This is a genomic window from Bradyrhizobium sp. USDA 3397, from assembly GCF_054060965.1.
The window spans coordinates 6,643,074-6,666,246 of the sequence record NZ_JBSSDS010000001.1; the positions used below are offsets into that span (position 1 = coordinate 6,643,074).

General features: G+C 57.9%; 17 protein-coding genes. 7 read left to right on the forward strand and 10 right to left on the reverse strand.

All coding sequences use genetic code 11. The annotated features are described in order from the left end of the window. Window positions 1–187: 187 nt before the first annotated feature. On the reverse strand, window positions 188–4,594 hold the full coding sequence (locus ACVWYQ_RS30765; RefSeq protein ID WP_456726679.1) for an NACHT domain-containing protein: 4,407 nt from the start codon (window positions 4,592–4,594) through the stop codon (window positions 188–190). Here ACVWYQ_RS30765 and ACVWYQ_RS30770 point away from each other — a divergent pair. Both ACVWYQ_RS30770 and ACVWYQ_RS30775 read left to right on the forward strand, forming a co-directional pair. Then, a complete protein-coding gene (locus tag ACVWYQ_RS30770; protein WP_456726680.1) occupies window positions 4,571–5,506 on the forward strand; it encodes a hypothetical protein in 936 nt (311 codons plus the stop codon). The two genes, ACVWYQ_RS30765 and ACVWYQ_RS30770, sit on opposite strands and share 24 nt — an antisense overlap. A gap of 68 nt (window positions 5,507–5,574) precedes the next feature. Continuing rightward, window positions 5,575–6,903: a hypothetical protein gene (locus ACVWYQ_RS30775; protein WP_456726681.1), complete on the forward strand. Its 1,329-nt coding sequence runs from the start codon at window positions 5,575–5,577 to the stop codon at window positions 6,901–6,903. A gap of 21 nt (window positions 6,904–6,924) precedes the next feature. On the opposite strand, the gene ACVWYQ_RS30780 is transcribed toward ACVWYQ_RS30775, so the two are convergent. Together ACVWYQ_RS30780 and ACVWYQ_RS30785 are read right to left on the reverse strand one after the other, a co-directional pair. Continuing rightward, complete coding sequence (locus ACVWYQ_RS30780; RefSeq protein ID WP_456726682.1) at window positions 6,925–7,509, reverse strand: mobile mystery protein B; 585 nt, start codon at window positions 7,507–7,509, stop codon at window positions 6,925–6,927. Continuing rightward, window positions 7,506–7,958 carry a mobile mystery protein A gene (locus tag ACVWYQ_RS30785; protein WP_456726683.1) on the reverse strand — a complete coding sequence of 151 codons (453 nt, stop codon included), beginning with the start codon at window positions 7,956–7,958 and terminating at the stop codon, window positions 7,506–7,508. Before ACVWYQ_RS30785 ends, ACVWYQ_RS30780 begins: the two co-directional genes overlap by 4 nt. Window positions 7,959–8,218: 260 nt before the next feature. Here ACVWYQ_RS30785 and ACVWYQ_RS30790 point away from each other — a divergent pair, with 260 nt between their 5' ends. From ACVWYQ_RS30790 to ACVWYQ_RS30805, 4 genes are all read left to right on the forward strand, one after another. After that, window positions 8,219–9,853: a VPA1262 family N-terminal domain-containing protein gene (locus tag ACVWYQ_RS30790; protein WP_456726684.1), complete on the forward strand. Its 1,635-nt coding sequence runs from the start codon at window positions 8,219–8,221 to the stop codon at window positions 9,851–9,853. Beyond that, the gene (locus ACVWYQ_RS30795; protein WP_456726685.1) at window positions 9,838–10,518 is read left to right on the forward strand and encodes a hypothetical protein; all 681 of its coding nucleotides are present in this window, start codon (window positions 9,838–9,840) and stop codon (window positions 10,516–10,518) included. Before ACVWYQ_RS30790 ends, ACVWYQ_RS30795 begins: the two co-directional genes overlap by 16 nt. Further along, complete coding sequence (locus ACVWYQ_RS30800; RefSeq protein WP_456726686.1) at window positions 10,475–11,320, forward strand: hypothetical protein; 846 nt, start codon at window positions 10,475–10,477, stop codon at window positions 11,318–11,320. Before ACVWYQ_RS30795 ends, ACVWYQ_RS30800 begins: the two co-directional genes overlap by 44 nt. A gap of 163 nt (window positions 11,321–11,483) precedes the next feature. Next, window positions 11,484–12,560 (forward strand): restriction endonuclease, encoded by a 1,077-nt coding sequence (locus tag ACVWYQ_RS30805; protein WP_456726687.1) that lies wholly within the window; start codon window positions 11,484–11,486, stop codon window positions 12,558–12,560. Here the strand turns inward: ACVWYQ_RS30805 and ACVWYQ_RS30810 are convergent. Together ACVWYQ_RS30810 and ACVWYQ_RS30815 are read right to left on the reverse strand one after the other, a co-directional pair. After that, complete coding sequence (locus ACVWYQ_RS30810; protein ID WP_456726688.1) at window positions 12,533–13,144, reverse strand: hypothetical protein; 612 nt, start codon at window positions 13,142–13,144, stop codon at window positions 12,533–12,535. The genes ACVWYQ_RS30805 and ACVWYQ_RS30810 overlap by 28 nt on opposite strands. 135 nt (window positions 13,145–13,279) lie before the next feature. Continuing rightward, window positions 13,280–14,980, reverse strand: coding sequence for a hypothetical protein (locus tag ACVWYQ_RS30815; RefSeq protein ID WP_456726689.1), 1,701 nt, complete (start codon window positions 14,978–14,980; stop codon window positions 13,280–13,282). A 282-nt stretch (window positions 14,981–15,262) separates the two neighbouring features. On the opposite strand from ACVWYQ_RS30815, the gene ACVWYQ_RS30820 reads away from it, so the two are divergent. Further along, window positions 15,263–15,568: a hypothetical protein gene (locus tag ACVWYQ_RS30820; RefSeq protein WP_456726690.1), complete on the forward strand. Its 306-nt coding sequence runs from the start codon at window positions 15,263–15,265 to the stop codon at window positions 15,566–15,568. Between the two features lie 147 nt (window positions 15,569–15,715). Here ACVWYQ_RS30820 and ACVWYQ_RS30825 read toward each other — a convergent pair whose 3' ends face one another. The 5 genes from ACVWYQ_RS30825 to ACVWYQ_RS30845 form a co-directional block, all read right to left on the reverse strand. Next, window positions 15,716–16,450 carry a peptide arginase family protein gene (locus ACVWYQ_RS30825; RefSeq protein WP_456726691.1) on the reverse strand — a complete coding sequence of 245 codons (735 nt, stop codon included), beginning with the start codon at window positions 16,448–16,450 and terminating at the stop codon, window positions 15,716–15,718. A gap of 347 nt (window positions 16,451–16,797) precedes the next feature. Next, on the reverse strand, window positions 16,798–19,461 hold the full coding sequence (locus ACVWYQ_RS30830; RefSeq protein WP_456726692.1) for a M48 family metalloprotease: 2,664 nt from the start codon (window positions 19,459–19,461) through the stop codon (window positions 16,798–16,800). After that, window positions 19,451–19,939, reverse strand: coding sequence for a hypothetical protein (locus ACVWYQ_RS30835; protein WP_456726693.1), 489 nt, complete (start codon window positions 19,937–19,939; stop codon window positions 19,451–19,453). Before ACVWYQ_RS30835 ends, ACVWYQ_RS30830 begins: the two co-directional genes overlap by 11 nt. A gap of 637 nt (window positions 19,940–20,576) precedes the next feature. Further along, window positions 20,577–21,314 (reverse strand): helix-turn-helix transcriptional regulator, encoded by a 738-nt coding sequence (locus ACVWYQ_RS30840; protein WP_456726694.1) that lies wholly within the window; start codon window positions 21,312–21,314, stop codon window positions 20,577–20,579. 274 nt (window positions 21,315–21,588) lie between these two features. Beyond that, window positions 21,589–22,575, reverse strand: coding sequence for a LysR family transcriptional regulator (locus tag ACVWYQ_RS30845; protein WP_456726695.1), 987 nt, complete (start codon window positions 22,573–22,575; stop codon window positions 21,589–21,591). Window positions 22,576–23,173 lie beyond the last annotated feature (598 nt).

Genomic DNA, 23,173 nt, shown 5'->3' on the forward strand with positions numbered 1-23,173 from the left:
TCCTACGGTCAGACCGTTACGAGCGGCAGATTATCGGTCAGATTTGTTGATTTTGCTGCATTTTCAGATGGATTCGAGCGCCTTCATTGCGCTTTGTTGAGGTCGTTTCTGGTGCGAAACTGGTGCGGTGCCCTCGGGTCGGAAGTCAAAGCCTTATGTAGCGGCCCGTGCAGTACGTCCCTGGAGTCTACGTCGCCTCCGGCGGCCACGGCCGTTCGGACGTGACATCCGGATGCCGAGGATCGTTGGCCGCGATACCATGTTCATCCCGAAGCTTGTCGATGGCCACCAGGCATCTCTTCGCAAGGGCCGCTTCCGCCGGAGAGCCGTCGAGCAGATCGAAAAGCGCCTTACGCAATTTCCCTACAGGGGCCGGATAGATGCTGTAGGCATTTGAGCCTTCGCCTACGGGCACCTTGTCAACCGCCACAGCTTCAACGGTTCGTGCCATCTGGCCATCATAAGCTTTGTTGTCCGCCGCATATTTCTTGACCATGGCAAGGAGATCAACCTCGCTTGCCGTCTCGCCAAAGAACTCCTCTAGCATGCGACGGCCCGGGCCGGCACCGACCGTTTCGTACCGCTTCCTCAGTTCAGAGGTTAGTTCGGGAAATCTCTGGGCATATTCCGCAAGCTGGCGACCAACGTGCCACGCATCCACGCCGTGAGGCTCGGTCCCGAAGATGCGCTCAATGAACAGGTCGACGTACATGAGCACGGATTCAAGAGTGCCCCGATTGAGAAACGCCTGCACCCACGCATGCTCGTCGGCGATATTCTTGTGGGCGCGCGCCAGGCTGCCGAGGAGGCCAATCCCCTCTGAACCCGGGATGGCCGCCACGGCCGTTAGCACGCGTTCCCACCGCTTTGCCCAGTCGCGGCCATAGAACGCCTTGACCTTTGTCAAACCATCGAGCACGGCGTCAGGTCGCGTCGTGAAGGGCAGCAATTCCACCCACCGTTCGATTTCCAAATTGTCTTGCCGTTTGTGCCAGGCCTTGTTTGCTTCGCTACTGGCATCCAAGAGCCAATCGTCGATGGCCCGCATGACGAGATCGACATCGATGATCTGCCCGTCGAGCACCACGGCAGCAAGAAGCATCTGCTTTGTCGCTAATGGCTGTGGCAAAGCCAACACACGGGCGACGAGCTCTTCATGGTCGCCGTGGGGCAGACTTAGAGCGATGCGCGTTAGGGTAATGGCGAGCGACTGATCCTCTTTTTCTGCTTCCGGCCTTGCCAATCGATCTATGGCTGCAAAGATCGGCATGGCGAGAGCATTTTGAGGTGCCGGCTGAGGCTGGGCTGCCCTGCTCTTGCGTGCTGCGTCCACTCCGTCGAACCACGGCCACTGACGACGCCAACCGGGCTCGGGTACGCCAAGCTGCCGGTCGGATATCGATTTGATTATTAGCGCTGCCGAAAAACCAAAGTCCCTGTCTTCGAGGTATTGCGCTGCAAGGGTGGCGACAACATCCCCACCGATGTGAATGAAAGATGCCCTGTACTGATTATCGTAGTGCATGCTTGCATCTGACGATGTTACGATCATTCCACGCCGCAAGGCGTCGGCGTGCCCTTGTCGTGCACTCCTGAAGCGCGAGAGTTCTTCGTCCAGCAAGCGCTTGAGGTCGGGGACCAGCTCCTCGAGACCTAAGCGGCCGACGGCCTCGCCTACATAAGCAAGCTCGTGCCGACCTGCAGTCTGTGATGCAATCATCACGTCGATCCAGCGTCGCAGGAGTTCGACCCACATGGTCTTCGTCGACGGATCAATCCCAAGAGGCCTGTCATGATCCTCATGGCGGGCACCGTGCTGCGCGACAAGGGATGCTAGGGCCGAAATGATACAAGGGTCGTCCGACTGTCCTTTGCGCAGGACGCTCGCCGCAAAAATTGCGGGACGTGTGCAGTGGATTCGAGCCTCGGTGCGATGATGCTCATCCCACAGCGCACGATTATCCCGTGCTGTCCGCAAAGCTCGCGTCGTCGCCAGATACTTGTCGATCAGCGCATCGATTGTCGCGAGACCGACCAGTCCGGCCGCGGCATTTATATTGCGGTCCTCGCGCTCAACATCGAGGACTGCGCCGACAATGGGGCCGTTGTCGATCACGTCTAGTTTTAGCAAAACGTCGCCCGCATGAAAGGGTAGATCGAGACCGGCCTCCAGGCGCTGGCGAAGTCCTTCCGCTAAGGCCGTGGGCGCGTATCGCTGCGTAACATAAAGCCAATTGCTTTGCGTATTGTTGACCACGAACCGGGGGTCCGCGATCGAGGATGAGATAGCCGCATCCCGTTCAGGATCGTCAGAAGCTTGCTGAAGAAGAAGGCTTAACCGCTCGGATGGTTCGGTTGCCTGCTCAAGAGCCTTGGCTCGAATAGCATTCAACTTCTTCACGACCTCGGGGGCATGGATTTCCTCCGCATAGCTGCGTCGTGCGACCAATTCCCATGTTTCTTCATGCGCATCGGCGAGCAAGCTGGCGACGTGCCGATCGGCCAGCCGAAACTGAAGATGTTGAACGACATCTGCCTGGACGTTTGGGCTTGGATCAGCCTTGGCGAGTTGGACTGCGAGATCCATTCCGTCCAGACCACTCTCTCCGGCGATTAAGCCAAGGAGTTCCTTGCGCGTCTCCTCGGAAAGTTCTCGGACCTTTGTCTGAAGATCAGGACCAAGGACTCGCGGACGAAAGCGCGGCGCGATACGCAAAGTCGGGATCAGTGTTTGCTTGTCGCTGCTCGATGCGAGCGGCCAGATCTGCGATGCAAATTCGGGCCGGCCGGTCACGATCATAAAGCGCACTGCGCGATCCACCTTTCCAGGCCTGTGCCAACGCGCCACGAACGGCATGACGTCGCCGCTCACGAGATCCCACACTGCGGACGCCGCGCGATAGATCATCTCGGCGGCCAACATAGCATCAATAGGCAAGGCCAGACGCACGGCGTGCGCAACAACCTCGACGCCGTCTTTTTCGCGCGACAATCGTTCCGTCGCGAACCAGACAGATTCCTCCCACGTTGGCTGGTCCAAGATCGCGGCGCGTAGTTGCACGCGGGCACCAGCGTCACCCCGAGCGGCCGCCAGCATCAACCCAGTAACCCTGTGGCTGGCGTACCACTCCTGGAATTGCTGATGCTGAAACGCGACGCCTCCGCCGGAGCGCATCAAGGTGTGATGACTTGTCAAAGCTTCAAGAACTGAAATCGGCTCCAGCGGAGCGACAATCTGACCTTGCTCTCGCAATCTGGCAGCCGTTGATGTCACAACCCGGCGTGCGTCGGCCTCGGACATTGTGGTTGCGCCGACGGCATTGAGATGACTTGCCAGCTCCGTCAAAATCACCGTGTGACATCCAAGCAGCGCCGAATGCAGGGCTTCGGCGTGGTCACCCGCCTTCTCGTGCTGTTGGACGAACAAGCGCAGCACGGCTTCCTTGGTATCCGGCATGGCGCCTTGCGCACCACCGCTAAGCAGGGCGGAGAGATAGAGGGGGATCGCAATCAACGCGCGAACACCCGGCGTCCGCCAGGCATCGTCGACCATCTTCGTACCGATCGCGCCATAGAGTGCGTCTGCGATCGAAATCTGTTGATCTTCGGAGAGCGGTTCGATGTCAACGCGCGGCCCCGGTATCGGAACGTCGAGTGCCTGCCGCCTCGTTGTGACAATGATGCGCAAATCGGGCCAATCGCGACGGATTTGCCCAATCTCAACGCGCAATCGCTTGTGGGCATCCGGAGCAAGCTCGTTCCAGCCGTCGAGCAACAGCAGGAGCCGGCCGCGACCGGCAAGAGCGCCGATATCTTCGGTGCTAACCGTCCGGAAAGCGGCGCGTTGATGCAAGCTGGTAAGCAGCCCTGTTGATCCCGCAGACCAATCGCCCAATCTGAAATACAGCGGGACGATGGACTGCGCGGTGAGCGCATGTCCGGCGAGTTGCAGCAGCGTCGTGGTCTTGCCCGTACCCGGTGGCGCCACGATGGTCACGTCGGGCGCGGCTTCGATCGCCAGCGGTAATTTACTGATACTGAAAGACGGTGCGGCGCCGTCACCATCGATCCTTAGAGTAAGCTCAACTGTCGCACCCAACCAGAGCGGTCCGCGCTTATGCGTGGCAAGGTCGGTCGTCGCCGCAGCATGAACTCTTTCGAATACCGTGTCGAACGCGGCATCATGGGGGCGATCATCCGCCGCAATCGCCGCACCAACCCGTGCAGCCTCCTCAGCGTGGGTGGCATCGGGTGCGACGAGCTCGCGGAAAGCCCGCGCTTGCGCGCCGTGCTTCCACTCGGCCAATTGCTCGACCGTAAACCGGTTGGGATCCGCGTCGACCAGCCTCCCGCAATTCTGGCAAAGCCAGAGTCCATTTTCCTTACTTCGGCGAGCCTCCTGCGTTTGGGCTGCATTGTAACGCGGGCCCCCAGGAGAGGCCGCGCAAATATGGGCTGCCACGCCTATGGTGATCGTGCCGTCCTGTGCCGCATTAGCACCGACCGTCGGCCGACGACATTCGGGATTGGAGCAGCGATAGGCAACGCCCTTGGCAATCTCGATAATCGTTTGCTTGGTGAAATCGTCGCGCACGTGCCGCCCAAAACTCGAGGAGCCGCCTTCGAACCCCATGCTAAGAAGGAACGAATCCTTTATAAAACCAATAGCATAGAAAGCCTGCTGCTGCACGTCTGCGCGATTGCCGTTGTTTCTTCGCAGGGTGTTCGGCAGAACCGATCATCTAACATCGGATCATCAATGCCGAAAGTTGTTCCAAGCCAGATCGCAAACGCCATCGATGGCATGTTCGGCGCTAGCCGCAGCGAGATTGATGCCGGCGCCGTCACATATGTCCATCGTGCCGAAGTTCATGCACTGCTAGGTCTTCTCGATCAAATTCCAAGCGAATTGATGGATCTGCCGACGACGGACTATCTTGAGTATTCGCGCTGTCGCGCGGTGCTCGCGACTTCGCTTGCGCTCTGGAATGTCGGCGATACGCGGCCTGCACGAGATGTCGGCGGCAAGGACGCGGTCGAGCGAATCCGTCGGCTCATGAAGCAATGTCGCGACGAACTGCCCCCGTCAGAGCCTGAACTGCCCTTTATCTCCGATAATGATATTCGCCTCGGCATTGAGGATCGCATTCGAGCCGCGTGGATGGATTTCAACGCGCGTGAATGGATGGGGGCGACTGTTTTTGCAGGTGCGGCTCTCGAAGCCCTGCTCCTCTGGGCCCTAAAACAGATAACACTTGCCAGCCCACCCAAACGGCCGTTGGATCAGCTTCATCTCGCGGACCTGATTAGCCTTGCTACGTCAAATGGTGTCATCGACGCTGCGACGGAACAACAGGCAGGCCTTGCCAAAGACGCGCGCAACCTCGTTCATCCTGGCCGAGCGCTCCGTTCGGGCGAATCTTGTAATATAGCTACCGCGCTTGCGGCGCTTGCCGCGGTTTATCGCCTCATTGACCAGTTCAGAAAGCCACCGCCCTCGCCTTGAAGCCATATTCCCCGCAACACGGGACTCACTTAGCATCTATCGCTTTATCGAGACGATCCGAACACATCATGCCAGTTTATGCACGGCGTCGCTTGCAGGCGATGCTCAATGATTTAGCTCCGCTCCTGACGGTCGAAAAGGCTGCCGATCTCCTGGCGAGATTGGAGCACAAGAATGCCAAGGATGCGCTCGCGGCGGAGGTTGAGCTGAGCCTCCTGTGGAGCGTTCAGCAGGTTGCTGATCTGGAAATTGACCCCGTCCTCGCAAATTCTAGCGCTCGGCCAGATGCGTTCACGCGCACACTATTTCCGCGTGGTCCTGCGCTCGTTGAAATCAGGGCGGTGTCCGACGACACGTTTTCCGGAAAGGACTTGATGAATCGAGCGGCTGACAAGATCGGACATTTTTGTAATCGCAAACGTAAGAAATCCGGGTCCCACCTCTACTATCGTTTTATGGAAGCGCGGAGACGTGAGGGAAATCAATTGCGTCGTGTCCGGCGAGTCACGAAGGATTTTGAACTTACGCCCGCCCTTGAGAGAAAACTAGAAGATTGGGTTTCCGCACCTGATTGGCCAACCCCTCCAACCCTTCAGCTCACCGACGAGCAAATCGACGTCATTATTGAATGGCGCAAATACGTCCATCCTGAAGGACGTGTTTTCTGCTCGATGCCTCCGGTCGCGGATCACATTGAAGATAATCCCATATATAGCGCTCTGCGTTCCAAGGAACGACAGCTGTCTAAGTCAGAAGCCGGCGTGCTCAAATGCATTTTCTTAGGTGACGCGGGTTGCCACATGCTTCGCGAGTTGAAACCTCTGGGCGGGTTTCAGGTCAGCGGAGAACAGGTGATCCATTATTTTCTTCAACGCTCAAAGGTAGATATTGTCTGCGTGTTTTCGCCGTACAGAAGTTGGGGGCCTTTTATGGCGGCGGGCTCCAACTCTCCCAAATGGAAAGTGACTCTCTTTGAACGCGAGCCCTCCGCGCAGCGGGATACCGAATACGAGAGGCTCAACCGCATTGCGCTAGGATTGCCGCAGCCGCAGCTTGAAGGGTACCAAGCGCGCTCCTGGCACAGGCAAGGTCTCTTCGATCCGCAGGGTAAAGGGATTTATCTCGGGACGACTATCTCATCGAAAGGAGATTTCAAGGTGTCGATCAGTATCTCGTCGCGCATGGTGCTCGAACTATTGGCGGGGCGCATAACTCTTGAGCAGTTTCAGAACTATGCCTTTCGGGGTGACAATTTCTTCGAACAGCAACTCAAGGGCGGTCGCACTATTCAGGCGACCCGCTTGGAAAAAGGAGGCCTGGACGAAGACGACGATCAACTGGTGTTCGAGTTTGAGTCTGACTGGGGCGCGAGACCACTCCGTAATCCAAAGCTCTAATGTCTGGTCTGCGAGCCCTTCTTACGATCGAGCAAAAGCAACGAGAGGTCCGAGATCATGATTGTCGGCAGCCTGGAGCGCGGTGATGTAGGCCATGCGCGCGGCGCCGGCCTTTTGCAGGTCGGCTCCGCCCCAGGTGAAGCGTGGCCCGCCGAGCTGCGTGACCAACACGTCGGCCGCTAAACGCGACCAACGACCATTCCCATTCGGAAAGGGATGCACCGAAACAAGACGGTGATGAAAGCGAACGGCAAGCTCGTCGGGCGGGTAGGTCTTGTGTTCAACCCAGTAGCGCACGTCGTTCAGCACGTCGTGCAGCGAGACTTCAATCATGTGAGGCTTGACGCCAAGATTTCGCTCGGTCGTCCGGTACTTGCCGGACCAGCGCCACACGCGTTCAAACATGCGTCGGTGCAGGCTCTTGAGAAAACTCTCACGCGTCGGAACCTTGCGGCGAGCAAACGCCCAACGGTTTGCCGTGGCGATATTCTGCTGCTCGAGTTCGTTCAGTTCGCTGCGTAACGTAATGTGGGTTGGGATAAGCTCTTCGCGTTCCTGGGGCGTCAGCGGTGTCGCATGATCGTCGGCGGCGTGTAGATCTGTCATTCGTCATCCCAGAGACGCGCGGGGCGTTTCAGCAAATCTTCGATCGCTTGCTCCCGAAGAGCGCGGGCGGCCCGATTGTCCTCCACAGCCTGGTCCTCAAGCCGCATCGTCTGCTCGATGGCTCGTGATTGCCGCTCAGCGATTTCGGCGGCTCGCTTGGTTACAACTTCTGCGAGGGGCCGCTCGGGTACAAGCACATAGACCAAACGGCAGCCGAGGGCCTCGGCTGCACGTTGAAGCGTGTTGAGGGTTACACTGCCGCTTTGCTCGGATTTTTCAAGTTCCACGATGCGCGGCTGCGAGACCCCCAGCCTCTTTGCATATTGGGCCGTCGTCATACCTAGCGCGTCCCGAATCGCACGAATCCAACCCTTCGGAGGGCGCTGGGCATTTGAGAACGCTCGAAGTGTGGCGAAGCGGCTGTCGAGGTGACGGATGGCATCTTTCATCCGATAAGGTATAGCATATTACCAGTTATCAAATCTATAAGATATTCCTTATTAAATCTGTGTATTGCAATAAGGCATATCCTGTAGATTTTGTTCTGGATTATAAGGAATATCCTATTGAATTGCCTCAATGTTGGCCGGTTACCATTGAGCTTCAAGCAAGCGGACAGCTGCATCCAGGGGTTGAGGTTGTTCCCTTAATGTTCTATTTTGATTTGCCTCACCGCTGCCGGTCATCGGCTTACATCTGTTAGACGCCCATGCTCCCGCGCAGTTGGAATCCCGACATCGCCAAGAATGAAATTGCCCGGTGGATCGAGCCCGGCATTCTCGGGTTCTACACGCATTTTGAAGTAACCGAGATTTTTGCCTCTCTGCCCGGCAGTGCTCCGCCCATCAACATCTTCACGATCTTGGTCGCCGAAGAAAGACTGCCGGATGCTCGGGAGCAACCGAGATACCTCAGCACGAAGCCCATCATATTGCGATCGCTTAAGGGATGGTCATTTGGAATTAAGCGCTATCTGAAACTGATTGCCGAACTCGTCCCTTCGCTCGATCATCTGTGCTCGAACGGCACTTGGCGGGCCTCTGGACATTCATTGAGCGTCGCCGAGCTGGTCTCTATTCCAGTGCAATTCGTGCCGGCCGATAATGCCGGTAGCGTTCCCATCAACCGAGTTCTAAAGAACAATTTTTGGTCCGGTTCGCAGGTCTTCGAATGGGTCGATACGACCAAGACAAGATTGAAGGCATTGTTCGATGATCCGCCGGCCTTGCAGGAATTGTCGGAGGCGGTGAGCAAACACGTGCCGATTGGGCTGGCCAGCCTGTCGGATCGTCTGGGCAACATCCTGGTGCAGTTGCCGGTTACCGTCCTCAAATCAAAGTTCGGCGAGATGCGGGAGACGGGTGAACTGACGGTCGAAGTCGCTTGGCATCCAAAAGCGCCACCAAGAACGCTGCGCGTGCTTTGCGAGACGGAGTATGACGGCGCGATATCAGGCTTCAATTCCTGCAACCTCGACCAGCCGCAAACGCTGTTGTCCATGCAAGACGGAGAGGGGCTTCGTCGCGCGGTCTTGTGGGACGAATCAAACGGCCTTCTGCTGGCGGCCAGCGGAGAAATGAGTTTCATCCGCTCCATCGAATTCGCCATGCATGTTGTGGGAGGTGAGCCGCGAGTCTTTTCGGTGCCCAACGTAAGCGGCGGCTTTGACGAGTATCGCGTTGGCGTGAATCCCCGACCAATCAAGAGCATCGTGGGTGACGCGTCCTCTAACCCTGTTCGCGAGTGGCGACAGTCCCGCATGTATCGGGAGGAGGCAAGCCGATTGCGGGAAAGCCGCGCTTTTAAGCAATATCTTCCGCAACCAGGCCAAGAACAAGCATCGCACGATGAGGCCATCGAGGACGTAAGGTTCCTTATTCGCCAACATGGACGAGAAGCTGCATGGCTTTGGGACCCCTACCTCAGCGCAGAGGATGTCATCAAGACTCTGTTCCACTGCCCTTATGCCGATGCCGATTTGCGCGCGCTTTCCGATGCACAAGGGTTCGATGCTGCGCAGTCTTCGACGTCGATATCAAAGACAAAGTTCATTGAGCAGCAACGCGCTTTCTTCAGCGGACTCAGGTCAAACTGGAGTGGCCTTCGCTTGGAATTCCGCACGCGGATCGGTGTGGCCGGCTGGTCCTTTCATGACCGGTTTCTCATCTTCCCGGCGACTGGCACCGGCGCTCAAGCATGGTCCCTTGGAACATCCGTTAACGGGCTCGGCAAACAGCATCACATCCTCCAGAGAGTCGAGGATGGCCAATTAGTCTGCGATGCCTTTGAAGATCTTTGGCGTCGGCTCGATCAACCCGAGCATCTCGTATGGAAGAAGCCGTGAACCATTCCGGCAATGAACTTCTCACCGAAGCTTTGCGCCTCGCCGCAGAGGATGGAGAATCGCTGGCGCCCGACAAGCTCATTGCTCTTATCGATGGTTTCGAACAACCTCTTCGCTTGCTTGAGGATCACGATCAAGCGGCTCAGCTCTTTCATGCCTTTCATGAGCGGTTCAGCTTTATCCGGCTGAGCTTCCGACCGCCTTGGCCGCCGGATCAGATAGTCGATGCTTCTATCGATCTGGCCCGATATGCATCCCTGTTGCGCTGGCTTATCGGCGAGATGCGCGTATGGGAAGGGGCAGCGGATTCGAAGCTTGCGCGGCTGACCGCTATCATCGTCGTTGCCCAGGTCTGCGACTTCGGCGGTGCGCTGTGGAATTTGCTGCCTGAAGACGTTGGAGCGAACAGCAGCCTCGTCAATCAATTGAGCCGGATTGCGGCGTCCATCGATGTCACGATTATCAGTGCCGGTGGGCAACCCCCGCCGATCCGGGAAGCCGAAATCGTCGAAGCTTTCTTAAAGGCGGACGCAGAAGGTGACTGGGCCAACATCATCGGCGGTTGGCGAAGGTTTCCGCCAATATTCCCGAAACGCCATCCAGACGCAGACGATGCGCTTCTTGCTTCGCTATGCGAGGCAACAACTTCTCGTGTGTCTAAATAGAGTTCAGAAGACGCCGCTCGCGTTCATCCTTGTGCAGGTCTTTCCCGCCGAGCAGTGCCTTCGGTTAGCTCTCGAAAGCGAAAATCCGCGCTTTCAATTTGCGGCAGTCTATCGCTCCTTTGCGGATCAACTCCAGTCGCGTCGCACACCAACCGCCGACGAGGCTGCTCTGCTCACAGACCTATTCATCGAGGTTTCAAAAGACAAAGTGTGTTGGGACGGGTGGATGCTGGCGCTGGCCGAGCAGCCAGACTTGCAGGAAGCGCTCGGTAGGGCGTTGGTTCACGTTCCGGATGCCGCTCTCAAAGGGTATGTCGAGGCAATTCGTCTATGGAGCAGGCCGGTGCAGTTGAATCCGATGCGCCAGTCCGTCACCAATTGCCTAAGAGCATTTTATGCGGAGGCGTCCTCAGGACGACGATCTGCTCTCTGGACTATAGCGTTTAAGCGCTGGAACGCCTGGCGGTTCAGTGACGACGGATGGCGCTCCGCGATACAGCGGTCGGATCTCGACTACGCTGTTGTAGGCTATGCTCTGGAGTGCATGACGCAGGATGCGCGAGATCAAGCAATCGCGTCGATAAACCAGCGGATCTCCGTTCTTGAAGATCAATGGCATGAGAGCATTTCAGACATCGTTCATGAGTACTATCGCTTGCTGTCTGAACTCCAGCCCTACGCGCATGCATCGCAGGTGGTCCGGATCGGTGGCGACTGGTTGCCGGAAACGACTCTATACGTGCCCGAGGAGGCACGGAGCCCTTACCTCTCGCTTATGTATGGAGCGGTGCAGCCAAGCTAGAAGGTGGCTCGATACATGAATCGGTAATCGATGCGAGCTCGCGGGCTGATCGAATCCATTCTCATCGCCATTCTTCGTCCTCTTGCCCGCATCAGCATGCTGTGAGACGCTCCCAGGCGGAGATAAAGAATCGCGCGATTGGTAGCGATACGATTGGAAAAGGATGACTGCTAAGCGCAAGGGCGACATCTTGGAAGACCTCGTTGCCATGATGCACGAGGTGGCGGGCGTTGTCGTCGAGAAGCGGAAGAAGCTGCCCGTCTTACACAGCAAAACAAGGCGCCGCCGCGAGATTGACGTTCTGATTACATCCAGCGTGGCGGGCTATCCGGTGCGGCTCGGTGTGGGATGTAAGAACGAGGCCAAAACCCTCGGCACTGGGGCTGTCGATAATTTCATTCGCATCCTCGAAGAAGTCGGCATCCCTGTGCAGCAAGGCATACTGGTCAGCGCGAATGGGTACACTGCCGATGCTCAAGATGCGGCGAAGTCGCGCGGCATCAAAACGCTTGTCTTCGAAGGTCTCACCGCGGATCGTCTCACGCAAGAGATCAACGCAGCGATCCAGTCCACGGTTTTCTTGCTGATAACGCAAACTGCGTTCACCGTGCTCCCCTATGTCGAGGGACGATTTGATGACCATCCACAATTCATCAACGCGGCCTTAGACCTAACTGATGAGCCATCTGGCCCGCAATTGCTTTCGTGCATGGCGTGGCTTTGGATGAACGGAGCGATCCCTTCGTTGATAGGTGAGCACATCGTCAGTCTAAAGCCGGAGCGCGAGGAAGCGACGTGGCATGTCATGGCCACGGCGACCGTGACCGGATTGATTGCTTCCGTGCCGGGCACATTCAGTCAGAGCATTCTGAGAAACGCCGAGGCCGGGCAAGTCGAGCGCCTGCACATTTCGGCGAAGTTTGACGAGATCAAGGGGCCGCTAACACTGGAGCCAGTCACTTCTGAGGAGGCTTTGTCGGCCATCGCTCACAACGCGCAGATGTCGCTGGTAACGCGGGTTCGTGTCCCCCGGTTGGTGACCGATTTCGGTTACTGGCCCCCCCTCCGAGGAAGCGATGCAGAAAGCCAAAGCTCTGTTCGATGCGGGCAAGCCGGTGACCTTCGAAGACATCGAGACCTCAAATCTCGCGGATGCATGGCGTTTCCGCAAGCGTCAGAAATGACATCTTCATGGCGCGCGCAGCAAGATGTTCAATATTTATCGAAACTTGGGTTGTAATCTCGACTAGCAAATTCCCCAAGCACCGAGCGAGCCGTGCGCAGCGCCTTAAGGGCTAGTGGGTTCGCTATCTCCTTCAGCGAAATCTCTTCTCGAGAGAGTTGAATGGCGAGACGCAGAAGAACAGCCATCGCCTCGCGGACAACGTCAAGCGTGGGCTCGTCGGCCCAGAAGTCACCAAACTCGCGCTTGCGGATCTCGCCATGCCATCTGGGGTTCCTCGCATACACCAGCGTACTACCTAGCGTCATGGCCACGCCGTGCGCGATGTTGTGCCTGATCGTGAAGCCGTCACGTGCTGACCTGCACCACCCTTCGAGTAGTGTCTTTTCATCTCCCGGTGCCAGGTCGGTGGCAAAACGTTCAAGCATTGAAATCAAATCGGTGATTACACGTGCATCCGTCTCGGGCTTTACGCCCTTCGGATCGATGCGCCGGAGCCGCCACAGCGCACGCTCCAAATGATACTCGATGCTGCCAGCAAAAGTGATGATGGCGGCGAGCTTCTGGCCAATCGACGGACTTAACCCGAGCTGTTGCTGAATGAAGTCAGCCCTACCGTACTCCTGCACTGCATCTATCATTGACAAATGATCCCGTCCCGGAAATTGCGTGATGTCGCGCGACCGACGGTTCGCGTGCTCCGGTTGCGCGCCCAGATAATTTCTTGGCGCGCTCGCTTTCGTGCTCCCGCACCGCACGACGCAAACGCTTCTCTATTATAACTGCGTGCCATTCTGGTTCCGTGCATCTTCGAAATGCTGTAGCTCCCGCTCATAAATCCGGACGATATCCTGGACTGCCTCGATCCGCTTGCCGTCCCCTTCGCTCAGTCCCGAGCGCATTTCCTGATAACCCGCGAGGCTGCTGGCAAGACGTTTTCGAATGCGTTCCGGATAGTCGATCGGTTCCACGCGGAGCCGCTGCGGAAAAACGCCAGACAGCACATAGGGGCGCCGCGGGCTTCCTTCATAAACGTCGCGCTGAGCTGCCCAGAGCGCTACGGCCAGCGGCTTGCCCCAATGCCTATCCAGGATTCGTGTGGCCACTTCCGATGCTTCGATCGGGGTCACGGGAAACAGTGTTCCGATGTAAGCGCGCGCCCCAGCGTACGTAATGTCTCCCGCCAACCGCTGCCACGAAACACAAGCGTTATTGATGACGATCGGCGTCCCCATGTCGGCTATCGAATGCTGGGCGAAGATGAAATTGCTGTCCGACATCATCAGCGCCGACGAGCCAACGACACGGTCGATCGTTTCTCTCTTTGTGTAGTTGAACTTGCTCGGGCCGCCGTCCATCAGGCGATTGAAGTCGTGCACGGCTTCGCCGACGTACAATTTGGCCTTGGCGGTTCGATCCGTCCAATCGACGCCGTCAAGAGAGACGAAGCGGAAGAAGTGGCCAACTTTCAGCATCTCGGGATCGTCCGTTCGCTGGAAGCCAACAGCCAGGTCCACAACCATTGTGCGGTGTAGCCCCTCGGAGTCTGTATACTCGTACGTCTGCCGGTAACCAGAACTATCACCACAATGCGTCGCGAAGATCAGAAGATCATAGGGGAAATGCTCCATCATTTCGGACACGTGCCGTACATTGGCGCTGCGGTCCTGATAAACGCGGATAAAGGCGCGCCGGGGCTCCAGGAGATTGACGGCGGACTGAATTTCTGGTGCCGGCGTCGTGCCGGGATCGACCAGCATCACCACGCCTGTGCCCGGCTGACCCGGCTGCTCCGCCGCGAACCCGTTGACAACGGACGTGCCCAAATCCGGATACTTGAACAGATGCGTCGAAGGATGCTCAGGATATGCGAAGCCGTACGGCAAGCGGCCGACAAAGGTGATCGATCCTCCGTCGGGGACTGGGATTGATCCGCACAGGCCGAGCAGTTCCTGCGTCAGACTTGCTTGAGCTTCCCGTGGCGTGCCGCCGGGCCGATCATCGAGCGAATAAAAGGCTTCAAGAATGTCGTCTGCCCGATCCCTGTCCACTTCCGGGATCAGGAATAGTCCGGCATCCAGAGCGTAAGCGTAATTTGCAGCTATGACTTCGGAGATCTCCTCGCCCTGCTCACAGACAACGATGTGACCGCTTTTAGACGGAAGCCACTCGTAAGGCGAGGGTTTGTCTTCAAACACGATCTCCTGCCCGGTGCGAAGGGCCTTCAGAAGGCCGATGCCCATACGGTCGCGACCCCAGGTCAAAATGTTACGCTGGCCCGCGTGAGGAATTGCCGACACAATATCGTCCGAAGATGAGATACGAATGCAGGGGACCTGCCTGTGCGCATTCAGCGACTGACTGAGCGCCTGGATAGCGTTGACAGGCAAGCCCGCCATGAATGCGGTCTTCGCGCGCGTCCGCCCCATGGCATTATGCCGCCGAAGCACCTCGAGTTTGTGATCCGGACGCTGCATTCGAGGACCATCGCAAACTCCCAGATAATGGCCCGGCCTGGCGAGCAACGAAGAGAGCCTCGCTGCAAGCCTTGCGTCATCTGCAAATATGAAACGATCGGCAAAAGGTGGGCTATGCATATATCACGTCACAGGTGGGCCGCCGATGTTTACGGGCGAAGTGCCTCGAGGGCCTCCGCTTCAATCTAACGGAAAGGTGCACGAATTGCAGGCCTTTTACCCTGATATGTGATTTCAGCGATCATCAAAGTCCGGCATCTCTGCACGTGGAAGCAGCAGCCTGTGGCGCAGGAAATCCTGGAGATGCGCACGGTGAGGAGCGACTTGGTCAAGGAACGAAGCCTGCTTGGCGACAACGAGCCCATTCTCGTGCACTATTTGTTCATTCCTCGCCGACCGCCGATGCCGTCGCGTGTGCCGGTGCGCAGCTCCGCCTCGTGCCGCGGGAGGCGACAGCGGCATGACCCAACGCGCGCGGCCTACTTCTCCGACATGCAGGACACCCCGGAATTTCTGGCGGCGCTCAACCACGCGCGCAAGCGTTCGTGCCATGAGGGTCGAGGCCGGATGCACATCGAGGCGATCTAGGTCGCGATCGATCAGTATGCTGAAACCGAGCTCGGCAATCGCGAGTTCTTTCTGAACAAACAGCACTCCATTGGTCCCACAACATTCCGTAGGGCGATGACCCTCTCTTCCGCGAGTCTGGACCTGCGTCGCTGACCTAAACGATGATCAGCGCGGTAGCACGAATTCAATTCCAAGAGGCTTCAAGACCGTATCCAGCACCTCTTCACTCTGCTCCCAGCCGCCGCAATATTCGGGCGACAGCGCAATCGTCAGCACGCCGATTTTTCCGCTGCTCAAATTGGCGCGGACGGTCTTCATCGTCTCACCTATATAAGCCTTGGATAGCATGCGGCGGCACGCGTCATCCTCCGTTCCGTGCCAAAAGAAGTAGTCCAGATCTAGATTGAAAATCCATGGCGCGCGCGACTGGCTCAGCCAATAATCAAGATTCGCCGGCACATTCCAGAGATCGCAATTCGAATGCGCGCAGTCTGGTGGCGTGCCCTTGCCATGGGTCGCAAACAAAGCGGTCTCCAGAGCGGAGCCGAACACGGCCAGGAAAATGGATAGATAGTTGTCCCAGCGAAATAGAAGAGCTGGTTGGGGGATATCCGGATATTTGACTTCGTGAGACAGGTACGCCTCGATGTCGAGGCGCCAGTCGGTTGGCAGATTCTCCAGCCATGTGGGCATCCGGCTGGCGAGTGTGTCGTAGTGCTGATCCATGTGAAAGAGCGAATAGGGTTGCGTCGGATCCATGTGCTGGAGCCAGCACCATAGCGCCGCGCGATGGTTGTCCATCACGTAGACGTTACGTTGCTTCCACAAAAAATTCTGGGTGAAAGTACTGGAGGGGTTCCTCCCGCGAAACGGGATGAGCCACTCAGACGTTTCCGACATCGACCTACCTCAACCTCTCACGAGCCACGGAGCGGCAAGCGCAGGCTCCGATGGCGTATCTCCTTTTGGTGTCACCCCGCAGGCTGTCAAGGGTCGGCCGACAGCATCAGTTGGCGGGCCTCGGCTAGAGGGGGGGTCGATTGGCGAAGAACAGAAGCGGATGCCGCAGCCCTGATAGGGCGCAGGCTATTCTTGCAAAGGCGAGGGCGCGGTAGCCCTGATTTTGTGTCTTGCGCGTGAGCAAGACAGCCGTTGTTGCATCGCCGGCCCATGCATGAGCCTCGATCGCAATGAGCGCCAAGGCGGCGTCGGTCCAGAGTGCCTGGCCGGCGCTAGTGTCCCCCTGTTCAAGCGCCTCTTTCACGTTCGACTTTCCGGTCTGCGCTTGGGCGACGGCTATTTCGTAGAAAGCGCGGGCGCGCAGGCGCCTGTCCGCAACACCACGCGCGAAATCCAGAGCGGCGGCCGTATCGCCAAAGAACGTCTGATAGCGCAGGGGCGACGAAAAGCCACGGTGGTTGCAGGGAATGCAGATCGAGACCGGCGCTTAGCCGCTGCCAAATCACGGATGAATCATCCCGGTCGACCACAACATCCAAGAGATAGAGAGCCTGCGGGCCAGCGGGAGCGATCGACAAGGCCTTGCCGATCAGTATTGTCGCGTCCGTTTGATCGCCCAACGCACGAGCCTGCCGCGCCAAATCCACCAGGAAGAAAAATTGTGGGCCTGCGGGCAGTGTTTCGATATGCCGTTGCAAGGGTGCCAGATCTGCCTTGATCGCCGCGAGCACCCGCACGAGAAGCACCGCGTGGGGAGTGAGGGTGCCACCCGTGATCCTTTGATAAATCTCGATCCCTTCATCTTTGCGACCCGCCAAGGCCAACGCGTTTGCCAGCTGCATCAGGTAGGCTGGCGATGTCATGAACACGGCGGATCGCGCAGGCATGGGCGCCAGCCGCGTAACAATCTCTTGCGCGGTCGTTCGCGCGCTTTCGACGTTTCCGAGTGCCTGATCCGCGATCATGACACTGCCGACAGCTGCAAGCCCGATTTGCGGGTTTGCGGCCATCAGCCCCATGGTCAGCTCGCCAAAGGCCTCGCCGTGGGCTAGCTGCATGAGGCAGGCGCGCGCCGGCCGGGCGGCACACTCGGCATTCCTGAGCCGGTCTTCGACGAAAGTGAGGGTAATGGGATTTCCATTGGCGCCGTGAACGGCCGCGGCCGACTTGCTATCAGGATAACGCGCTAGGATGCGCTCGAACGTCTTCCGCGCCGATGCGTAGAGCTCGATGGCGGCATCGGGGGAGGCCCGATCCGCCTCGAACACCTTCTCTTGCGCGTCACGAAACATCTCGTCGGGCTTGGCTTCGCGTTGCTGATAATCCTGGATCGCTATCTCGAGCCAGTTGAGGCCAGGCCCCTTTATGGCAGGGGCGAAGGCGATAATGGTCAGTGAAAGGACCCAGACGGATAGGACCCATAGCGGCAGCGCGATGAACCGGCGGACACGCCAGCGAAAGCTTGCAAAATCGGCCATCGGGGCGCCCGCGTAAACGAGAAGATTCACAAATCCTATAACCACAATGAGGCAAAGGAGAGCCTTGGGGTTGGCGATGAGAAATCCCGTCGCCCCGCCAAAGGCCGGCCAATCATTCCAGCGGCGCCAGAGCGCGAGCGGATTTAAAAATTCACCAAGGACGATGCCGGCACTGAACGGAAGTGCCAGAATGACTGTGGCGGCTAACAACCAGGTTCGCGCCTTCTTTGCGACGCGCGCAAAGGCGGCGAGACGCAGATTGAGCGAACCAACCAGGACAAACACCAGCAACGACGTCAAAGTGACCAGGAGCGCGTTCACCAGCCAACTTGTATCGCAGCATTGAGGCAGACCAGACGTAACCCAACGCGTGCCGGCGGGGTCTGGCCGGTTCTCCGTCACGTAGGTCGTGGCGTACACGATAAAGAGTCCCGCCAGATACCCCGAGGCGAGTGCCTGAAAGATTGTCGGGCGTAGGACAAGATCGGGCTGGCTGACGACCCGGTACCGGCGTGCGATCGTCGGATGCGTGCGGAAAATGTTCGGGATGACCGTACGTTGCCTGCGTCCGTCGCTAAACAGGGACTTCAGAGTGTCGGCTCCGACAACAGACCCGGCGAAGATGTCGGCGTAATGCTCCCGACTCCGAAGTGCCGCGGCATACTCAAGATACAAGACAAGAAAAAAGAAGGCGGGGCTGCCGAGCACAAATACGAATGGCGGGCCGTAAAACGGCTCAAACTGATGCGCAAATTCCAGCGCTTGCAGGATCGGTATGCGCCCATGCCAGAAGCCGGTCCAGAGATTGGCGACCGTTTTCGCGTTTTGCGGGGTACTCAGGAAGATGGTGAGGCCCATGATCTGGATCACGAGCGTCACGCCCGCCAGGCATGCTGTCGCCCAGGCTACGCCCCTTGTAAGAAGGCCGAGATCCACATCGCTATGCCGCAAATGACCGAACTCATGAGCCGTCACCGTGCGGGCCAGGATTGGAGCTTTGCTGACCACCAGCCGCATGCCGCCGCCAAATCGGACCTGCCGTCGTCCGGGAAATCCAAAGGCGATGGCCGTCTGGTTTCTCAAGTCGCTTGTGACCGAGAACGCCACCCGGCTCAGTTTCATCTGGATCGCAAGATCTGAGGCCAGTTGGCCAAGCGCCGTGCCCGGGTCGAGGGGACGCCCTTCGCCAAAGCGGCGCCGCGAAATGACCGGGTGCAGCAGATAGACGACGAGTGTGGCCGTCAGAAAGATGAGAACACCGATGAGAACAAATTCCAGGCTCGTGACATCGCCGGTGAAAATGACAAACTTGGCGGGATTCCTCCAATGTAGCGCGGCAACGACCCAGACCGTCGATGCGAGATAGGCTGTAAACAGGACGCCGGTCAGCAGCAGGATCAAAAAACGTTCGCGGAAGCCGCTGGGGAGGGCAGCCCAGTCGATCGTTGAGCCTTCCTCGCTGTCATTTGCCATCACGCTCGTCCGGTCGCCCCTCTTCGAGCGCTTTTTGTACACGGTCCAGGACCTGCTGCTTGGTCTCCTTGGACGCCCGCATCCGGTCCACCTTTGTCTCGACCGTTTTCATGATCGAAGCGATCTGCCCTTCGGACAGTGCGAGCGGCACAGGCTTCCCAAATTTCCTCTTGATCCAGGCGGTGATCCCCGGCGCAAGAGAGTCTTCAATGGATTTTTCGGTCGTGCCTTGCGCAACGGCCCACAATCCTCCGATAACGGCCTCGCCGATCTCAAAAAAATAGGGCGAGATAGCCTGAACGATCTCGCCTAATCCGCTGCCGAGAGGGTGGTCGTGTTTTGCTTTCCCGGGGCTCCGGTGGGAGGCGACCAATTCGGGATAGAGTTCAACTTCTTCGGGATTGAATTCTTCAACAAGCACCGCACCAAAAGCGAGCGCCTGTTGATCGAGCATCAGGCTCGACCGGGCCTTGTTCACGCACCGTCTCCGTTGAAATTAACGCGCAATCGAAGCGAAGAGTACAACCTCGATTAGACACCGGAAAAGCTCATTTCGCCAGCAAAATGCAAGGTGAAGCAACGATTTCCACATTGCGCCCAGTCCTCCATGCCGAGAGATCAAAGGGCGGCGGCGATCAATCCAGAGTTAGCACTTCGCCTCGCAGGAGAAATCCGCAACGCTGCCCGGTTAAGTGTCGCTACCGCGCTCTGGAACGTTTCAACTTTCGATGACAGGTTCATTGGACGAGATGACGGGCGCGTCCGCTCCGCGGACCGGGCTCTACGCGCTCCGCTTGCCGAGCCAAGCTGTCTCGGCCCTTCGGGTCACGATCCCATCGCGCAAGGGCTGATGTGCGCCTCGCCGGGGGCACTCGGAAAAGGGGCTCGCCTGCGGCGACCGCTATCACTGCCCCGTTCCCGGGTGCCCTTTTAACCGGTCTCGTCGCTGCACTCGTTCCGCGTGCCGGCTTCGCCGTCGCTATGCTCACGCGGCCCGGGTGCCTTTTCAGATGGGCGATGCGCCTGCGGCGCACGCCTGGTTCGAAACGCTAACGATTAGAGTGAATGGGATCGGCCCCGCTTTCTGCAACGATCAATCGATACTGTTGAAGAGGCTAAGCAGCCCGCTTCATGCATCCGCCGGCTGCGTCGGCTAGCTGCGTCACCGCTTGTGCGATTGTTCGAACGCCCAGCTTTTCCTTTGCGTTTTCTAGGTAGGAAGCAACTGTGTTGCGCGAGATGCCGAGGATGCACCCGATCTCCCAAGCACTTTTCCCCTGTGAAGCCCATTCTAAGCACTCAAATTCGCGCCGCGATAAGCGGCATCCATGCACGCCAAAATCGTTCATAAGCTTGCGCCGGACGTGGGCGTGAAAGTACATCGCCATAAGCTGAAGAACTCTGCCATGCGTATCGACGAAATGTTCGAAGCGCGGCCGTGTTTTGTCAGTGGCAAACGTAAGGGCGGCGACTGGACCGTGCCCGTCGTGAATTGGGACAGTAAAGCCAACTCGGATTCCGAACTGTGCAGCCTCGTCGAAGAGTTGCTGCTGCGCCATCGAATTAGTCTCTGCTCGGAAATCGATTCCCCATCGAAAAGGTTCGGTCGTCCGGAGCGCCTCTTCAATGACCGGATCGATGGTTTGATAGCGATTGCGCAAATAGTGAGCCGTCCATCGCGAGGGATAAGTGGAGAGTAGGCGCGGCTCCTTCTTCTCTGCGCGCTGCAAGGCAAGGTAGGCAAAGCAGGATAGATCGAGGGCGGCGGCCGTGTCCGCCATGGCTCTGGAGAAATCCTGAGGATGATCTGCTATCGATAGGAGATCAATGAAGTTCTGGAATACGCGATGCACTACATCTTTCTCCCACTCTTCCGGCGACACCCGCGCAACCGATGCCGCGCCGAAATCTGCTGCCGATCTTGCAGCGGAAAAACTATCCCAAAATCCCTCCTCGAACAGCTTTGTCCAGGCTGCTTGACGAGTGCCTAAACGGACACCTGTTCTCTAACATCAACGACTTGATTGAAGAATGGAGGGGCAACTACAACACCCGGTCGCACACGACGCTCGACGGGTTCTCGTCTAAATCGCGCACCAGGACGATCCAGGGCAAGGCAGCGACAGTCTACGTTCCAGCAAAGGTGTCCGCGATTAGATGCCTGAGCCACCGGTGTCCAGCGTCCTCCTGACTTCTCCGGTGCCAGATCATCCCGAAAGCCAAATCCGGCGGTGCGATTGGAAGCGGAAAGATCGCAAACTCGTTTGGATTGGGTATCATTTCCACAAGATGCTGACCAACGACCCCGACGAGGTCGGTGCCCCGTACCAGCTCGGGCACGGAAGAGAAGAACGGCGTTTCGCACGCAATCAAACGTTCCGCGCCGCGGAGCCCCAGGACTCGATCTATATCTGCATTTCCCAATTCATTGCCCGGAGTGACCCGGATATGTCGTGCGGCAAAAAAGCTGCGCTCATCGAGCCGCCCGTCACGAAGCAGCGGATTGTGTCGATCGACGAGGCAAACAAGCTCGAGTGGAGCAAGGTGATGACGACTGATCTGCTGCGGGATGTCTGCGTATACATCCAACGCTAGCTCGACTCGGCCGGAGAGTAGAGCCTCGATGCCTTGATTCTCCGTAAGGCCGACAATCGCCAAAGTTACGTTGGGAGTCTCGCGTCTCACGCGCCTTAGAATCTTCGGCAGCGCGCCCGAAGCGGCCGCATCGTTCATTCCCAAGACGAACCTGCGCACGGATTGCTCCGGCAAGAACTTCATCTGGGGTTTCAGTGCCTCCCTGATATGGGCAAGCGCCAAGCTGATTGTAGCGTCGAGTTCCAGCGCCCGAGGACTTGGCGTCATCCCATCGCGAGTGCGAACGAATAGATTGTCGTCGAAGAGCTGTCGCAGCCGCTGCAATAGGTGGCTCATCGCCGATTGGCTCAACCCGATTCTTGTCGCGGCGCGAGAAACGTGGCGCTCTCGCATGAGCGAATCGAATGCCACGAGAAGGTTTAGATCTTGTCGAGCGAGGTTAACAAATTCCTCGTCGGGCCAACTGTTTCCACCGCTCGGCCCCGGTCGACGAATTCCACTCTCTGCTGGCGCAGTCATGAAACAACACCGGCCTGGCCAAAAACCTTTCGACAGGCGTTCGCTGGTACGGATCGAAGCTCCGTAGACAAACGACCATACTCGGCTCCGAGAATGCGTCTTAGGGCAGCGGGCGCTGCCGCTCGCACCCAGCTACGCAACGCGGGCGTGCCGCTCCAGAAAGTCATGGAATGGAATCGACGATTGATCCTGACGTGAATCCCGCGCCTCACCTTGTCCTCCCTGTCCGCGCCTTGTTGCTGCTCGTGGCAACGGGCGTCCTAAGTGCCACAAAAAATACCACGCAGGAACGTAAACTCAAGCTAGACGCTCTGCAGCCGTGTCTCGCGCTGACTTTCGCCCTGTTGCGTATGGCTCGGGATGAGTGTTCGGTGCCGAAACCTCGGCTAAAATTGTGCTAGCTCACCAGAAGCGGCTCGCTTTCCGCCAGCCTAGTACTTCTCATCCGCCGCGCCGAATGGCTCGAGCGGATCTACCTGGGGTCGATCTCCGAACCCGTTTGCCGCGCTCCCTGACTTGAATCGGACTGCGGCAATGGCGCCTTGCGCAAAGCAATATGAACGGCGTGCATGATGTCGTGCTGAATTGCCATTTCCCT